Genomic DNA, 16,038 nt, shown 5'->3' with positions numbered 1-16,038 from the left:
TTCTGATGTGGTATGATAGACATGGCGATCGGGTCTCCTTTTGTAGAAGTTTGTTGCAACCAATATTCTACGGGATTCGGTCGCTTTTGTATATCCCTCCAGTCTCACATCTATTGTAAACCTACACATTGAGCATTTTTGACATAGCACCAATTTGCAAAATGCTTGTATCTATGTTACACTTGGATGTAATGTGACGATGAAGAAGAAGAGTAGGCTGGCAAAGCATCTATAGAGAGTCTCCGGTTGGTGGGAAGGAGATGGTGCGGCGAGCTGAACGTTCGCTTTGGAGTCTCCGGAGGAAATGCCGGACGCAGCAGCTGCGTTAAAGCGTTTGAGCGATAAATCAGGGTGGTACCGCGGATATTTACCTTCGCCCCTCATGCACGAGTCTGTGCGGGGACGAAGGTTTTTTTGTGTCAGGAGGTTTATTGATGGAAGAGAAGATTGCAAAGCTCAGGGAGCAGGCTGCTGAACTGATTCAGCAGAAGGCATCGAGTCTCAGCGAACTCGATGATATTCGCATCCGGTTCCTGGGGAAAAAAGGCGAGTTTACGTCGATCCTTCGCAGCATGGGAGCGTTGGCCAAAGAGGATCGGCCGAAGGTCGGCAAAATCATCAACGAGGCCAAAGCGCAGATTGAAGAACTCATTGCTGAAAAGAATAAGGAACTTAAGGCCCAGGCCCTTGCCGATAAGATCGCCGGTGAGAAAATTGATGTGACGCTGCCGGGGCGCAACGTACCGATGGGACATCTGCATCCGCTGACGCTGACGCTGGAACGCATCAAGGACATTTTTGTCCATATGGGGTTCAGTGTAGAAGAAGGGCCGGAGATTGAGCGCGATTATTTCAATTTTGAGGCGCTAAACTTGCCCAAGGATCATCCGGCGCGTGATATGCAGGATTCCTTTTACATCACCGATGAGATTCTCATGCGTTCCCAGACCTCGCCGGTTCAGGCGCGCACGATGCAGGGGAATGAGCCGAACGCTCCGATTCGGATGATTGCTCCCGGACGTGTTTATCGCCGCGATGAATATGATGCGACGCATTCCCCCATGTTTACGCAGGTGGAAGGACTGGTCATCGATAAAGGAATCAGTCTGGCAGATCTCAAAGGAACACTGGAACTTTTCCTGCATCAAATTTTCAATGAAAACGTCGGCGTTCGTTTCCGCCCAAGTTTCTTTCCTTTTACCGAGCCGTCGGCAGAGGTAGATATTTCCTGCGTTATGTGTCATGGCAAGGGCTGCAGGGTATGCAAAGGAACCGGCTGGCTGGAGATACTCGGTGCCGGGATGGTACATCCGCATGTTTTGGAAATGAGCGGTTATGATCCGAAAAAAGTCAGCGGGTTTGCTTTTGGTTTGGGAGTAGAGCGCATTGCCATGCTGTCTTACGGCATCGATGATTTGCGTCTGTTCTATGATAATGACATACGCTTCCTGAGCCAGTTCTGAAAATAAGGGGGTTGAACCATGCAGGTATCCATTAAATGGCTGAACGATTATATCAATTTCAATGAGACGGCGGAAGAGCTTGCGGATAAATATACTATGGCTGGTGTGTCGGTGGAAAATGTCATCCGTGCCGATGCAGGGCTGGATAAGGTGGTAACGGGGAAAATCGAGCAGATCGAACCGCATCCGGATTCCGACCATCTTCAAATCTGTCAAATGAATGTTGGAGCGGGGGAGTGTATCCAGATCATTACGGGCGCACAGAATGTCCGCGAAGGACAGATTGTTCCCGTGGCCATGATTGGCGCTCATTTGCCGAACGGGCTTCACATAAAGAAGGGAAAGCTGCGCGGCCTTCCGTCGAACGGCATGCTGTGCTCGGCAGAAGAGCTTCATATGGATCTTACGAAGCTGACGGATGAGCAGAAGAACGGCATTTACATTTTGCCGCCGGATACGCCGGTGGGAGTACCGGCCAAGGATGTTCTGGGGCTTGATGATGTCGTTTTGGAATTTGAGCTTACGGCAAATCGCGGCGATTGTTTCAGCGTTTTGGGATTGGTCCGCGAAGCAGCGGTCCTCACGGGAAATGTACCGCATTATCCGGATATTCAAGTCCGGGAAGACGATGAAGCCGCGGCGGCGGATCTGATCAAAGTTGACATTGAAGCCACGGAGCTGTGTAATCGCTTTTCAGCCCGCGTGATCCGCAATGTAAAGATCGGTCCATCTCCGGAATGGATGCAGCAGCGTCTGGAGGGGGCAGGTATCCGTTCCATTAATAATGTAGTTGATGTTACGAATTTTGTCATGATTGAGCTCGGCCAGCCGATGCATGCGTATGATTACGATGAAATCAAAGGCCATCATCTGACGGCGCGCGTGGCGGAAGCCGGGGAAAACCTTCATACGCTGGATGATTCTTCCCGTGTGGCGAAAGGTACGGAGCTCGTCATTGCCGATGAGGAAAAGCCCGCTGGATTGGCTGGAATTATGGGCGGACTGGAGACGGAAGTGACGGAAAAGACCACAACGGTGGTTCTTGAAGCGGCTTCCTTTAACGGGCCCAATATACGCCGTACCTCGCGGGCCTGCGGCCTTCATTCGGAAGCGTCCGGCCGCTTTGAGCGCGGAGTGGATGTATCCAATACGCCGCGCGCTCTGGATCGGGCATGTCAGCTCTTGCAGGACATGGGGGCTTGTACGGTAACGAAGGGGGTCGTCGATGTTTATCCGGCGCCAAAACCGCAGGTCAGGATTGATTTTACTGTGGACGAGATCAACCGCCGTCTCGGGACACAGCTGCCGGGCAGCAAAATGATCGATATTCTTGAACGTCTCGGGTTTGGCGTCCGTGAGACGGCATCCGGCGCTTATCAGGCAGTGGTTCCGTCCTGGCGCAATGACTGTACCTATATGGAAGATCTTTCGGAAGAGATTTCCCGTATTTACGGCTTTGATAACATTCCGTCAACCACACCGTTTGGACGCATGATGCAGGGCCGTCAGAGCCTGCGCCGGAATTTTATTGACCGTATTAAGCATGTGCTGGCTGGCCTTGGCATGACGGAGGAGTTGTCTTTCAGCTTCACCAATACGGATATGCTGGATAAAATGTGCGTTCCGTCTGACAGCAAACTACGCCGGGCTATCCCGATCATGAACCCGCTGACCGATGAATATCCGCTGGTTCGTACGAGTCTGCTTACGAGTATTATGGAAAATGCCGTCCGCAATTTCTCCCGCAAGAATACGGATATCCGGATTTTTGATGTGGCACCGGTATTTTATCCGAAGGCGCTGCCGGTCACGGAGCAGCCGGATGAGGTGATCAGGCTGGCTGGTCTGATCACAGGCCGCCGCCATCCGGTGGGCTGGAATCAGAGCAACGAGATGGTGGATTTTTACGATATGAAGGGCATCGTCGAGGAACTCTTCCGGGCTTTGTCGATTTCCGGCTGCACGGTTGAGGCCGGCGAGCACTTTGCTATGCATCCGGGCAAGACGGCCCTCTTCAAGAAGGGCCGCGAGGTAATCGCTACGGTGGGAGAATTGCATCCGGCTGTCGCCGCTAACTTTGGCATCAAGCAGAAGGTGTACCTTTTCGAGATGGATGTGGAGACACTGATGAAATACACGGCCAAGAACTTCCATTATAAGTCACTGCCGAAATATCCGGCCATTGCGCGTGACCTTGCCATTGTGGTGGACGAGGATGCGGCTGCATCTGACATTGAAGCCGTTATCGCTCGAAATGGGGGAGCTTATTTCAAGGGGGTAACCTTGTTTGATGTTTATACCGGCGAGCATGTTGCAGCGGGGAAAAAGAGTCTGGCCTTTAATCTGCAGTTCCAGTCGTCCGACAAGACGTTGACGGATGAGGAAGCAGATGCCGGGTTCCAAAGCATACTGGAAGCAGTCAAAACGCAATTCCGGGCAGAGCTGCGTGCATAAAGGTGAACGAAGATGGATAAAGAAAGAAAACGGGAAGCTCAGCGCATCGTCGTAGAAATCTACGGCAATAGCTATCCGCTCAAAACCGACAATCCGGATCGCTTGGAGAAACTTGCCGCCGAGGTGGACCGAAAAATGAAACAGATGGCCCGTTCAGTCCGCAGCTTTGACGATCGAAAAATTGCGGTGCTGACTGCTTTACAGATCGCGGAAGAGTATCAGGATCTGCGGGCAGATTATGATGAACTGGTCGAGCTTATGGATGAAAAATAAAAAGATATATCCAATGAAGTAATCAATAAAAATGATTACTTCATTTTTTTTATTAAAATGGAAGGAGTTTTTTTGTGATGCGCGAATATCAATATATAAAGACGGGGAATCATAGGAGATATCAATATTATAGGAGATATCTTAGGGGATATCTTGTTGTAAGGATTTTATGGAAGAGATAAAAGGAGTGGAAGTTATGTCTTGGATGAACAATTTACGAGTGGCGTACAAACTTCTGATTCTGGCTGTCATTGCGGTGATTGGTATGAGCTGCATTGGCTGGTATGGATATTCAGCCATTCAAAAGGCGAAGACCGGTATGGATGAGATGTATGAATATTCGGTCAAGGGGTTGGATTATGTTGGGCAGGCGCGCTACGGGGTGCGTTATGCGCAGGGAATGGCCGTCACCATGACCACGGTCAAGGATCAGCCGCAGCGCATGAAGGAATTGCGCGGGAAATATGAGGATGCCGTAAAGACAGTGGAAGACAATATCAAGGCATATAATGATATCCCGTATGACGATGAGGCTACGGACAGCGCGATGGAAATCGTGGAGCAGGACTGGAAAGCACTGCGCCAGAATCTCGATCAGGTCGTAGCATTTTCTGAACAGGGCCAGGGGGCAGAAGCATTGGCTGTTTATGAAAAGGGCGGTGCCAAGCTGGCTGCTGATCTGGGCAAGGATTTAGGAAAATTGGCGCAGCTGGAAAGCCAGGGCGCGGGAGAAACCAACAATGAGAATGAAGAAGCGGCTGCAACGGCCATCCGCAATATGGTGATTCAGCTGCTCGTTACCCTGATGATTATGATTGGTGCCTGTGTATGGATTACCAAGGAAATTACCAATCCGATGCAGAAGATGATGGCTGCGCTCGGCCGTCTCAAGGCAGGAGATTTCAGCGATCATGCCCGTGAGATTGACCGCGGAGACGAGTTCGGCGAGATGGCGGATCAGGTGGCTTCGGTACGTCAGGAACTCCATAAACTGATGCGCAGTACCAGCACATCGGCGGAGCAGCTGGCTGCGTCTTCTGAGGAGCTCACGGCCAGTGCGGCGCAGTCGGCACAAGCGTCAGAACAGGTGGCACAGTCTGTGACCAAAGCTGCAGGCGCTGTTGCGGAGCAGCAGCAGGATGTCGGAGACACCATTGATTCCATCGATAAGACGGCGGAGTCGGTTCGTCATTTGAGCGAGACGGCCAAACGCGTATCGGAGCATGCTGCGGTCACGCATGATGCGGCGGTAAGCGGCAGCGAATCGGTAAAATCTGCTGTGGATCAGATTGAAAGCGTGTCGCGCATCGTCAATGGGTCGGCGGCGACAGTGGACAAGCTGGGCCAGAGTTCGCAGGAAATCGGGCAGATTGTCGAGGATATTTCAACGATTGCCGAGCAGACGAATCTTCTTGCCTTGAATGCAGCGATTGAAGCAGCCCGTGCCGGTGAGCATGGACGCGGCTTTGCTGTCGTGGCAGATGAAGTGCGCAAGCTGGCGGAAGAATCGCAGGAAGCGGCGCAGCGTATCACCGGTTTGATCACCGGGATTCAAAACGACACGGCGGAAGCGGTGCGTTCGATGCAGGAGGGGAGCCAGGCCGTTCGTGAGGGCACGGCTTCTGTGGAACAGCTGCGCGCTACGTTTGATCATATCCGTGAAGCGGCCGTCGGCGTCGCTGAACAGGCTAAGGCCATGAGCGACGATATCCGGGCCGTGTCCGGAGAGACTGACCTTGTGCGGACGAAGTCCGGCGGTGTTTTGGATAAAGGACGGACGATTGCCACGGAGATGGAAAGCGTATCGGCGGCTTCGGAAGAGCAGTCTGCTTCTGCTACGGAAATTGCCGATGCCAGCACCTCTTTGGCCAATTTGGCACAGGCCCTTCAAAATTCCCTGCAGCATTTTAAATTTTGAACAGACCTGTTAATGAGAAACCATTGCATACGATAACATCAGTCCTGCGGGACCGGAAGTGAAATTCCGGTCCCGCATTTTGTAATGTTGTAACATAAAATATGAGAAAAATTTTAAAAGTCAGAAGGAAATGAGAAAAATTACGAGAAAATTAAAACGATGTCTTACAGAAAAGGACATTTTCCGGTTATGTTTTTAAAAGGAGGAGAAGTTATGAAACGTGCAGGGCAGGAAGGTTTTTCTCTTTTAGGGGTATTGATCGCTGTCATGATCATCGGGATTGTGGCATCAATCGCCGTACCGAAGTTTCAGTCCGCGGTTGTTTCAGCGAACACAGCCAAGGTTATGGCTGATCTTACGACACTGGATACAGCGATTGCTGTATATCAGACGGAAACAGGAAAAGTACCGGAGTCGATCAGTGATCTTTCCGGGTATGTCGCCGATCTTCAGAACTTAAAACCACCGCAGGGAAAATGTCGTTTGAAAGACGGATCCGTGACGGAACTTCATGAAACAAGTTATCTTCTTCAAAAAGACAGTAAAACGCTGCTTCCTTCGCAGGATGGCTGCCGGGCTGTATGCGGTGGCCACCCTGCCGGGGATTTTGGCCGATGAATGCGGGAAGCATGCCGGAGCATCAGGCAAGAAGAAAGGAGCCTTTCCAGATGCTGCGGCGTAAGGAATGCGTGGAGATTTTTTTGCTGGAAACAGCGGCTCTTTTTGCGGCCATGCTGTCTGGCCGGTACGGTGCCGAGCTGGCTGTCAGCGGGGGGCTGGCTCTGGTGCTGATTTTGCTGGCGCTTACCGATCTGCGGTGCGGCCTGCTTCCTGACCGTCTGACTGCTGTCCTTGCTGTTGCGTCTGTCTTCTGCTGGGGATGGGGAAGTCTGGACTGGAGCGAGGCCGCGGCAGGAGGGATCATAAGCGGTGGAAGTCTCTTTTTTCTTCGTCTGGCGAGCCGCGGCGGACTGGGCCTTGGCGATGTAAAAATGGGCGCCGCCCTGGGGCTTTGGCTGGGATGGCAGGCGGTGATTCCGGCTTTGGCCCTGGCTTTTTTGCTGGGCGGTACCATAGCATTGCTGCTTTGTACAAGCCGCATGTGCTGGAAGGATTCCATGGCGTTTGGACCGTTTCTGGCGATCGGCGGCTATGCTGCCTTTTTATGGGGGCGTCAGTGCTGGCAATGGTACGCGGCTTATTTGTTATAAAGCTGATGAGATGATGCCGGAGAAGCAAGCGGAGGGATAGAAAGAAATTGGAAAGACGGATATCCGGATTTATTCTGGCTGAGCTGATGGTGGTCATCATGATTCTTGGCATCCTGAGTGCGATGGCTGCTCCTTCTGTGCTGCGGTTTTATCGACAGGCGGCACTGGAATATGAGACCGAGCATCTGCTGGCTGATCTGCGCCGTATCCGGTCTATGAGTCGTCAATGCAATGAGCCGGCTTATGGATATGGGCAAAACTCGGTATGGATTCAGAAGGTGTTTATTAATCTGAATGCAGATAGCTATGATATCTGGGCAAAAGGCGGCACGTTGAAATATTCGAAGCGCTTCTCGCATAAGCTTATGCCGATGATAAAGATGAGCTGGCCAAATGCCGGAGGTGATTCTGAATTTTCCTTCCGCTGGAACAGCGGATTGACGAGCAAGGGGATGATGGGGACGATTGTCCTGATGGTCCGCGGGCATCCGGAGGAACAGCGGTGGATTCGGATTAATCGGAGCGGACGGCTGCGTATTGAGCGGGGAGGAAAATGGTGAAACAGGAAAAAAACAACGAGCAGGGATATATCCTGTTGGAGACGTTAGGGATCAGCCTGATGCTGCTGGCTATGACGGGTTGCCTTCTGTTTTATCGTCAGGCTGCAGCACTGCGGTGTGCCGATGCTGCGCGGACTACGGCGCTTTATTTGGCACGGGAGGAGTTTTCCCGCCTTCAATGGATGGAACAGAATGAGGAGAGTTTTTCTGCTTCTTCTGTGCAGCCGTGGCTGGGCAGTCCGGATTCCTTGCGGCAGAATGGCGGAATTTATCGGGTGCGGGCAGAGACGGGCTCTCGGGATTCTACTGGAATGGTGTCCGTTGTGGTTGTGGTTCAATGGGAGAAATCAGGTTTTTCCGGGGAACAGCGATTCAGGAGGCTGATTGGCAGGCATGGACAGGAGTCGAAGAGGATGTAAACGGGACGGACAGGGTGGATTTGTCCTGTTGGAGGCAGTCGCGGCGCTTCCTGTTCTGATTCTTCTGCTGGCAGTGGCGGGGATGATGATGGCAAACAGTTGGAAAGCTTATCGGTACCATTTGGCCGATGAAGAACTTCAACAGGAGGTCCGGCAGGCACTGGATCGTGTGACAGAGGATATGCTGACCGCCCGCCGGGCGGAACCCATGACGTATAAACGCGGCGTGAAGATCTATCACCGTAAAACGGCCTTTTCGAAGAAAAATGAAGACAGTACAACGGAAACGAAGTATTATTTGAATGATTATGGCCGCGTCAAGCTGGTTCAGAATGATGCTTTTGCGCCGATGACCGGCGATCATGCTTTGGCCGGTGTAACCATTACGGATTTTTTCTGCCGGCCGGTCGCGGAAAAAAGAGGACTGTATGAGATAAGACTGGAGGGGAAAAGCGAGGTGACAGGTCATGTGTATTCTCTGCATACAGCTGTATATTTACCGGATGATATTCCCTGACAGAAGCAGGAGGAAGAATCGGCAGGGAGAACAGGGGATAATTGGCGTATTCGTCCTTTGTCTTATGATGCTGGTTATGCTGATGGGTACCGGTCTGCTGTATGTCATCCGGCAGGGGGCGCAGGAAGGCGAAGACTATCGGCGGGAGATGGAGCTTCGCCTGGCTGCGGAGAGTCTGGTGGAACAAGAAGCCTGCCGGATTGCAGCACAGGCGGACCTGGCCGATGGACTGACGGAAAAAGAACCGACCCCCATTTCGGAGGTATGCCGTCCGGAATGGGCAGATTGCTCCCTTAGGCTGACTTTGGTGCGCTGCAGTCCATATCTTTATATTGTCGCGTATGCTTATCAGGATGAAACGTCCGGATGGGAGCGATACAAATTTGCAAAAGGGGTCATGAAGCATGAAGGAAACCATTATCGATGGCAGGGATGGGCACCGTGAGAAACGCTGGCTGGAATATATGGACGGCAGATTCCTGAAACAGTGGGGGAAGAAAGCGGTTGGTCTGTTTCGCGAAGAACAGGATGATGTGCTGGGAGCGGGCATGAGCGCGGATGGCGCCTGCTGCCTGATTCGCTTGCATGCCGAGGAAGAAGGGAAATGGCATGCGGAAACACCAGTGTTCTGGCAGACAGATCCTGATGCAGACACTGAGCCATCGGGACAGGCTGAGCGATGTGCGATAGAAATCGCCAAGCAGGGATGGGATGGGATCCCGGTTGTGGCGATGGTTCCTGCGTCGATGCGAAGAGAGTATCTTATCACGCTGCCGCCGGGAATGGATGAGATGGAGCAGCGCGAGGCGGCTTATTGGGAGCTGGACGACAAGCTGGCCCGGGAAGGCGTACAGATCGAACAGACCTGTACGGTTTGTCATCCGCTTTCCGCGGATCGCGGTGTCTGGATTGCAGCAGTCGGCCGGGATTTTGTGGAAGGTATGGCCTCAGCCTTTCATGACGCAGAACTGCCCTTGAAGGAAATCCTTTGTGTTCCTCCACCGGATTCGGAGGATTGGGCAGAATGGATGGCGGATTTTTTCTGCACGGAACCCGATATGCCGCTTCTGTCTGAGCAGGCTGGTCGGGAGGCCGCTCTGGCCGTGGCGGCATTTCTTATGGGAGAACGGGATGAGAAATGGCGGCGGCTGCGGCTGATAGCTCCTGAACGAATCCCTGAACGCTGGAATTATCGCCGTTTGGCCGCGGCCCTTTTCGGGGGGACCTTTTTGTTTTTGTGTCTGATGACCGGATGGGATTCCTGGAAGTTATATGAAGCGGGGCGGTATAAGATAGATGCGCAGACTCAGCTGGGCCATCTTTCTATGGAACAGAGACAGATGGAGATGCTGGAACGCGTCCGAAGAGAGACGGAGCGCAAGGAAAGATGTTTGGTCGCCCTGTCAGCCGGCAATATTCCCTGGTACGGCATTTTAGTTCATTTCGGTACTATGACAACAGAAGGGATATGGCTGGAACAGATGGAGATGCAGGATGGGCAAAATATCGTGCTGAAAGGGCGTGCGGTCAGTTATGGTGCGCTTTCTGATTTCGTTCAGCGCTTTGAACGGGATACAGAATTTTTCCCGCAGGGGCCTGTTCTGGATCAGTCGGAGATGCAGCAGGAGGCCGGAGCACGGCAGGAGATTTGCTTTCGTATGATGCTGCAACTTTGATGGTACGGAAGCTTTGTTTCGATAAAGGCGCAGGAAGACGATTGAATCTATCGGTGTCAATAAAAAGGAAGGGGGGCTGCCTGTGCGGCGAGAGCAAATCGATCATTTTGAGGCATGGCTGATAAAGAAAGGGGGACATCTGACGGGGAGATCCTGGCTGAAGTTGTCTGCTCTGGTGTGTGCCATGATGGTGACAGGTTGGTACTGGCTGGTTCATGAACCTTTGTCAACGGGACGACAGAAGATGGAGCTGGAAGCAGAACAGGCGATGGAGCAGATCGTGGCTGTAGAGAATTATCAACATGCACATTTGGATTTTTCCGGTTATCAGAAAGAATTGTCCGGTCAGCAGGAACGCGCCGATAGAGCGTTGCCGGATGAGATGGAGCAAGGGAGATTCCTCGGCTTGTTGGAATATACAGCCCGGCGGAATCATGTGGAACTGGAACAGGTGGAACCCGGGCAGACGTTCCAAAAGGGAGAAACTTGCGCCTTGCCCATAAAAGTGCGCTTTCGCTGCGGTTATTTCGATCTGCTCTCTTTTTTGCGTGAGGCAGGGGATGGTGAGCGATTTATTCGAATAGACCGGGTTGCTGTTCACGGAGATCATGATGGACTGGATTGTACGGTGAATCTGTCTGTTTTTTCCCTGCCGGCTGATGCATCGGGGGATAGCTAGTGGCTTGTTTTCTATGCAAGGACAGGAAGTGCTTATTGATGGACTTGATTTATAGCAAGCAATACCGTAAACTATTAGAATAAAGAAACTTGAAACGATGAGAGGGGTATCCTGTTATGAGTATCTTGCGGTTTATGACAGCAGGTGAGTCGCACGGCCCTTGCTTGACAGCAATATTAGAGGGACTTCCTGCAGGTCTTGCTTTGAATCTGGAGGCCATCAATGAGGATCTGGCCCGTCGTCAGCAGGGATATGGGCGCGGCGGACGAATGAAAATCGAAACGGACCGGGTGGACGTTATTTCCGGTGTCCGTTTTGGGGAAACCATTGGCGGGCCGATTACGTTACAAGTGGTGAATAAGGATTTTTCCAATTGGACGGATCGCATGGCTGCCTTTGGCGAACCATCGGGTCCGAAGGTTACAGCCGCCCGCCCGGGACATGCGGATCTGACTGGCGTCAAAAAATATGACCGTCGGGATGTGCGCGATATTCTCGAGCGTTCCAGTGCGCGGGAGACAACGATGCGTGTGGCGGTAGGCGCTGTATGCAAGGAATTTCTTCGGGCATTGGGGATTTCGATTACGTCGCAGGTTTTGAATATTGGCGGTGTGTCTGTTGCGGAAAACAAAGCAGAATCCCGTCAGCCGGGCCGGAATAATTCGTCTGAACTTAATTGTTTGGATCCGGTGGCTGAGCAAAATATGAAGAAAAAAATCGATGAAGCGAAAAAAGCGGGAGATACCCTGGGCGGTATCTTTGAAGTCGTCGTGCACGGCGCTCCTGCTGGCCTGGGCAGTCACATTCAGTGGGACCGCCGTTTGGATGCGAAGCTGGCTGGAGCTATGATGTCGATTCAGGCCATTAAGGGCGTGGAAATCGGTGCTGGCTTTCAGTGCGCAAATCTGCCGGGAAGCCGGATTCATGACGAAATCTTTTTGGATGAGTCTGGACAGGTATATCGCAGGACCAATCGTGCTGGCGGACTGGAGGGCGGCATGACAAATGGAGAGGATGTGATCGTCCGGGCAGCCATGAAGCCGATTCCTACCCTGATGACGCCGCTTCATTCCATTGACATTGAAAGCCGGCAGGCCGTTCTGGCCTGCAAGGAGCGCAGTGATACCTGTGCCGTGCCGGCAGCTTCTGTGGTCGGCGAGGCTATGACCGCCTTTGTTTTTGCCGAGGCGGTCTGCGACAAGTTCGGCTCGGATGCGATGACGGATGTGAAAGCTGCGGTACGTCAATATAGAGAACGGATCGGAAGGGATTGGTGAACCATGAAGAACATCGTACTCATTGGCTTCATGGGCACGGGAAAAACCAGTACCGGGCGGATGCTGGCCGCCCGGCTTGGTGCGGCTTTTATCGATATGGATCAGCGCATTGAAGAAGAAACGGGCATGAGTATTCCTGCTATGTTTGAGAAAAAGGGGGAATCCTTTTTTCGCAGCCGTGAAAAACAGCTGGTCCGACGTCTCTCCGCACGGCGCAACGCCGTGATATCAACAGGAGGCGGTACGGTTAAAGATCCTGAGAATGTTGCCATGCTGCATCGGGACGGCGTCATCATCTGCCTGAGCGCTTCCACTGACGCTGTTCTGGAACGTACTGTCCGGCGCGGACAGCGACCGGTGCTTGATCGGGCGGATCAGGGAGATCGCCGCGAAGCCATCGAAAAGCTGATGAATGAGAGGGAGGCACTGTATAAACAGGCGGATTTTACCGTAGATACCAGTGAATTATCTCCGCTTCAGGTCGTGGAAACGATCCTGCGGTATTTGAAATCGAGAGGGATGCTTCATGCGTAAAGTAAAGGTGGACTTAGGGGAAAAAAGTTATCATATCGTGATCGGCAGCGGATTAGGGGAAGAGCTGCAGCGCTTTATCGCTGCGGCAGACTTTTCCCGAAAAGCTTTGTTGGTTACGGACAGTAATGTCGGTCCGCTATATGGGCAGCAGATCAAATCCCTGTTGCAGGAGGCGGGATTATGTGTAGAACTGGCCGAAATTCCTGCCGGAGAACGGTCGAAGTGTTTGGCTGTGGCAGAATCTCTTTATACCAAGGCGATTGAACTGGGGTTGGACCGCAGGTCGCCGATTTTTGCTCTAGGGGGCGGTGTGGTTGGCGATCTGACTGGCTTCGTTGCCGCCACCTATATGCGCGGCGTCCCGTTTATCCAACTGCCGACCAGTCTGCTGGCACAGGTGGATTCGAGTGTTGGCGGAAAGGTGGCGGTCAATCATGCGCTGGGGAAAAATCTGATCGGTTCCTTTTATCAGCCGAAAGCGGTATTTATGGATCTCAGCCTGATGCGGACGTTGCCGAAACGCGAAATCGCTACGGGGATGGGGGAAATCATCAAGTATGGCGTGATTTACGATCCGGACTTTTTTTCTTTTTTGGAACAGAACCGGCAGGCCGTGCTGAATTTGGAACCGGATGCGGCGACGCATATGATAGCGAGATCCTGTGAAATCAAAGCGGATGTGGTCAGTCAGGATGAGCAGGAGGCCGGTTTGCGCCGGATCCTGAATTTCGGACATACTATGGCGCATGCTATTGAAAGAGAAACCGGTTATGTACGCTATAATCATGGCGAAGCCGTGGCAATCGGCATGATCGGGGCTGCGGATATCAGCTGCCGGATGGGGCTGATTTCTGAATCGGTTAAGCAGCGCCTGATCGATTTAGTGGAGAGGATGCATCTGCCGCTGCTGGCGGATGGCTGCGACGTGGATGCCATGTATCACGATATTTTTCATGATAAAAAAACGGTAGGCGGTAAAGTGAACTGGGTGCTTATGACTGGAATCGGCTCGGTGATCTGCCGGGATGATGTACCGGAAGATGTCGTTCGTCAGGCGATGGCTGCTCGTATCAGCCAATGATTTGCCGCGACAAAATAAAAAATAAAGAGTGAGAAAAATTTTATCGGAATGGTTGAAACCCTGCTCCTTTTATGGTAAACTAACATTCGTATGTGGACGGTCCTCTGAGCGAGTGGTGTACTTTTGTACAACGGATGCTTGCCATGAACGTCTGGAATAAGGAGGAAAAAGTAATGAACATCATCGAAACTTTGGAGAAAGAACAGCTCCGCTCAGACATCCCTGATTTCGGTCCCGGAGATACGGTTCGCGTTCATGCGAAGATTGTCGAGGGTTCCCGTGAGCGTATCCAGATGTTTGAAGGAATCGTGCTCGGCCGTCAGGGCGAGGGCGTACGGGAGACTTTCACGGTTCGTCGTATTTCTTATGGCGTAGGCGTTGAGCGTATGTTTCCGGTACATTCTCCGCGCATTGAGAAGATCGACGTGCTCCGCAAGGGCGTAGTGCGCCGGGCAAAACTCTATTATCTGCGTAATCTTACGGGTAAAGCTGCTCGTATCAAAGAGAAGCGTTGATTGGCGCAACGATAGGGACTGCTTTTTGGCAGTCCCTATTTTATTCAAGTATGAGGAGGAAATCTCAATGGGATCATTAGGGGAAGAAGCCAAGGATTGGATTGTCTCGATTGTCGTAGCCGTAGTACTGGCATTCTTTATCCGTCAGTTCATTGTTGAGCTTTATATCGTAGACGGCCCGTCCATGCGGCCTACGCTGCAGTCGCAGGAAAGACTGATTGTCAATAAATTTGTCTACAAAATACGCGAGCCGAAGAAAGGGGAGATTCTGGTATTTCAGTATCCTCGTGATCCTCGGCGCGATTTTATTAAACGTGTTATTGCAACAGCTGGCGATACGGTAGAAATCAAGGATGGCAGGGTCTTTGTAAATGATCAGCTGCTCAATGAAGACTATATTCTGGAAAAAACGAAGAGTGAATATCCAAAATCCACAGTACCCAAAGGGACAATTTTTGTCATGGGAGATAACCGCAATAATTCCGAAGACAGCCGTTTTGCCGATGTCGGCTTTGTTCCGCTTGATCTGATCAAGGGGAAAGCCATGCTGGTGTTCTGGCCGGTCAGCCAGCTCAAAACGCTTCCGTAACCAAGTGGGGATTTGCTGATGAAAATGATTTCTTGGAATGTCAATGGGCTTCGCGCCTGCTTGAAAAAAGGGTTTATGGAGTCGTTCTGCCGTTTGGATGCCGATGTGTTCTGCCTGCAGGAAACGAAGATGCAGCCGGATCAGGCGATTCTGGAATTGCCGGGATACAGGCAATTCTGGAACAGTGCGGAAAAGAAAGGTTATTCGGGCACAGCTGTATTTACCCGCATCGAGCCGCAGCAAGTGAGTTATGGGATTGGTGCCGAGGAATACGATCATGAAGGCCGCGTCATTACGTTGGAGTTTGAAGAGTTGTATCTGGTTACGGTTTATACGCCGAACGCGCAGCGGGGCTTGGAGCGTCTGTCTTACCGAATGGGCTGGGAAGATGCCTTTCGTGCTTATTTGCAGAGGCTGGATGCACAGAAGCCGGTCGTTGTCTGTGGTGATCTCAATGTGGCACATCAGGAAATCGATCTGAAAAACCCGAAAACCAATCATCATAATGCCGGCTTTACCGATGAGGAACGCGGCAAATTTACCGAACTGCTGGAAGCGGGATTTATCGATACGTTCCGGACACTCTATCCGGAACGGACTGGAATCTATACCTGGTGGTCCTATCTGCGAAAAGCGAGGAATACCAATGCCGGCTGGCGCATCGATTACTTTGTCGCTTCGGAACGGCTAAGGGGTCGAATTAAGGATGCAACGATCCATAATGAAATATTCGGCAGTGACCATTGTCCGGTAGGATTGGAATTGCTGTAAAACAGAAAAAAGACGGAGAACACACCCGGTGAGGTGCGTTTTCCGTCTTTTTGTGTACTGTACCATAAGTGTAACGTTATTTTGCCTTTGAATCTGTAACG

Annotated in this window: 18 protein-coding genes and 1 other annotated feature; all 18 genes read left to right on the top strand. The window is 51.8% G+C overall.

Features of this window, described 5'->3' with window-relative positions; genetic code table 11:
- Positions 1 to 190 precede the first annotated feature (190 nt).
- Positions 191 to 384 (top strand) — a binding site (T-box leader).
- 50 nt (positions 385 to 434) lie between these two features.
- On the top strand, positions 435 to 1,463 hold the full coding sequence (pheS, locus tag FYJ78_RS11000; protein ID WP_154621429.1) for a phenylalanine--tRNA ligase subunit alpha: 1,029 nt from the start codon (positions 435 to 437) through the stop codon (positions 1,461 to 1,463).
- An 18-nt stretch (positions 1,464 to 1,481) separates the two neighbouring features.
- Positions 1,482 to 3,917, top strand: a complete 2,436-nt coding sequence (gene pheT, locus FYJ78_RS10995) for a phenylalanine--tRNA ligase subunit beta (protein WP_154621428.1) — start codon at positions 1,482 to 1,484, stop codon at positions 3,915 to 3,917.
- Between the two features lie 12 nt (positions 3,918 to 3,929).
- Positions 3,930 to 4,190 carry a cell division protein ZapA gene (locus FYJ78_RS10990; protein ID WP_154621427.1) on the top strand — a complete coding sequence of 87 codons (261 nt, stop codon included), beginning with the start codon at positions 3,930 to 3,932 and terminating at the stop codon, positions 4,188 to 4,190.
- A 205-nt stretch (positions 4,191 to 4,395) separates the two neighbouring features.
- The gene (locus FYJ78_RS10985; protein ID WP_235900021.1) at positions 4,396 to 6,108 is read left to right on the top strand and encodes a methyl-accepting chemotaxis protein; all 1,713 of its coding nucleotides are present in this window, start codon (positions 4,396 to 4,398) and stop codon (positions 6,106 to 6,108) included.
- A gap of 213 nt (positions 6,109 to 6,321) precedes the next feature.
- Entirely contained in the window at positions 6,322 to 6,726 is a 405-nt protein-coding gene (locus FYJ78_RS10980; RefSeq protein ID WP_154621425.1) for a type IV pilin protein, read from the top strand.
- A gap of 50 nt (positions 6,727 to 6,776) precedes the next feature.
- Complete coding sequence (locus FYJ78_RS10975; protein ID WP_195847952.1) at positions 6,777 to 7,319, top strand: prepilin peptidase; 543 nt, start codon at positions 6,777 to 6,779, stop codon at positions 7,317 to 7,319.
- 47 nt (positions 7,320 to 7,366) lie between these two features.
- The gene (locus FYJ78_RS10970) at positions 7,367 to 7,879 is read left to right on the top strand and encodes a pilus assembly FimT family protein (protein ID WP_154621423.1); all 513 of its coding nucleotides are present in this window, start codon (positions 7,367 to 7,369) and stop codon (positions 7,877 to 7,879) included.
- Positions 7,876 to 8,298, top strand: coding sequence for a hypothetical protein (locus tag FYJ78_RS10965; protein WP_195847951.1), 423 nt, complete (start codon positions 7,876 to 7,878; stop codon positions 8,296 to 8,298). Before FYJ78_RS10970 ends, FYJ78_RS10965 begins: the two co-directional genes overlap by 4 nt.
- Positions 8,273 to 8,815, top strand: coding sequence for a PilW family protein (locus tag FYJ78_RS10960; RefSeq protein WP_154621421.1), 543 nt, complete (start codon positions 8,273 to 8,275; stop codon positions 8,813 to 8,815). The genes FYJ78_RS10965 and FYJ78_RS10960 overlap by 26 nt, the downstream gene beginning before the upstream one ends.
- A 64-nt stretch (positions 8,816 to 8,879) precedes the next feature.
- Positions 8,880 to 9,260, top strand: a complete 381-nt coding sequence (locus tag FYJ78_RS10955) for a hypothetical protein (protein ID WP_195847950.1) — start codon at positions 8,880 to 8,882, stop codon at positions 9,258 to 9,260.
- Positions 9,220 to 10,491, top strand: coding sequence for a PilN domain-containing protein (locus FYJ78_RS10950; protein WP_154621419.1), 1,272 nt, complete (start codon positions 9,220 to 9,222; stop codon positions 10,489 to 10,491). Before FYJ78_RS10955 ends, FYJ78_RS10950 begins: the two co-directional genes overlap by 41 nt.
- Before the next feature lie 82 nt (positions 10,492 to 10,573).
- Positions 10,574 to 11,170, top strand: coding sequence for a type 4a pilus biogenesis protein PilO (locus FYJ78_RS10945; RefSeq protein ID WP_154621418.1), 597 nt, complete (start codon positions 10,574 to 10,576; stop codon positions 11,168 to 11,170).
- 116 nt (positions 11,171 to 11,286) lie between these two features.
- Entirely contained in the window at positions 11,287 to 12,447 is a 1,161-nt protein-coding gene (gene aroC, locus FYJ78_RS10940) for a chorismate synthase (protein ID WP_154621417.1), read from the top strand.
- A gap of 3 nt (positions 12,448 to 12,450) precedes the next feature.
- Entirely contained in the window at positions 12,451 to 12,981 is a 531-nt protein-coding gene (locus FYJ78_RS10935; protein ID WP_154621416.1) for a shikimate kinase, read from the top strand.
- Complete coding sequence (gene aroB / locus FYJ78_RS10930) at positions 12,974 to 14,062, top strand: 3-dehydroquinate synthase (RefSeq protein ID WP_154621415.1); 1,089 nt, start codon at positions 12,974 to 12,976, stop codon at positions 14,060 to 14,062. The genes FYJ78_RS10935 and aroB overlap by 8 nt, the downstream gene beginning before the upstream one ends.
- Before the next feature lie 173 nt (positions 14,063 to 14,235).
- The gene (gene rplS, locus FYJ78_RS10925) at positions 14,236 to 14,577 is read left to right on the top strand and encodes a 50S ribosomal protein L19 (RefSeq protein WP_154621414.1); all 342 of its coding nucleotides are present in this window, start codon (positions 14,236 to 14,238) and stop codon (positions 14,575 to 14,577) included.
- 67 nt (positions 14,578 to 14,644) lie between these two features.
- Positions 14,645 to 15,166 carry a signal peptidase I gene (gene lepB / locus FYJ78_RS10920; RefSeq protein WP_154621413.1) on the top strand — a complete coding sequence of 174 codons (522 nt, stop codon included), beginning with the start codon at positions 14,645 to 14,647 and terminating at the stop codon, positions 15,164 to 15,166.
- An 18-nt stretch (positions 15,167 to 15,184) separates the two neighbouring features.
- Positions 15,185 to 15,937, top strand: coding sequence for an exodeoxyribonuclease III (locus FYJ78_RS10915; protein WP_154621412.1), 753 nt, complete (start codon positions 15,185 to 15,187; stop codon positions 15,935 to 15,937).
- Positions 15,938 to 16,038: the final 101 nt, after the last annotated feature.

Source organism: Wylensekiella montiformis (genome assembly GCF_009697385.1).
Taxonomy (GTDB): domain Bacteria; phylum Bacillota; class Negativicutes; order Selenomonadales; family Selenomonadaceae; genus Selenomonas_A; species Selenomonas_A montiformis.
This window is presented reverse-complemented; position numbering and strand designations above follow the sequence as displayed.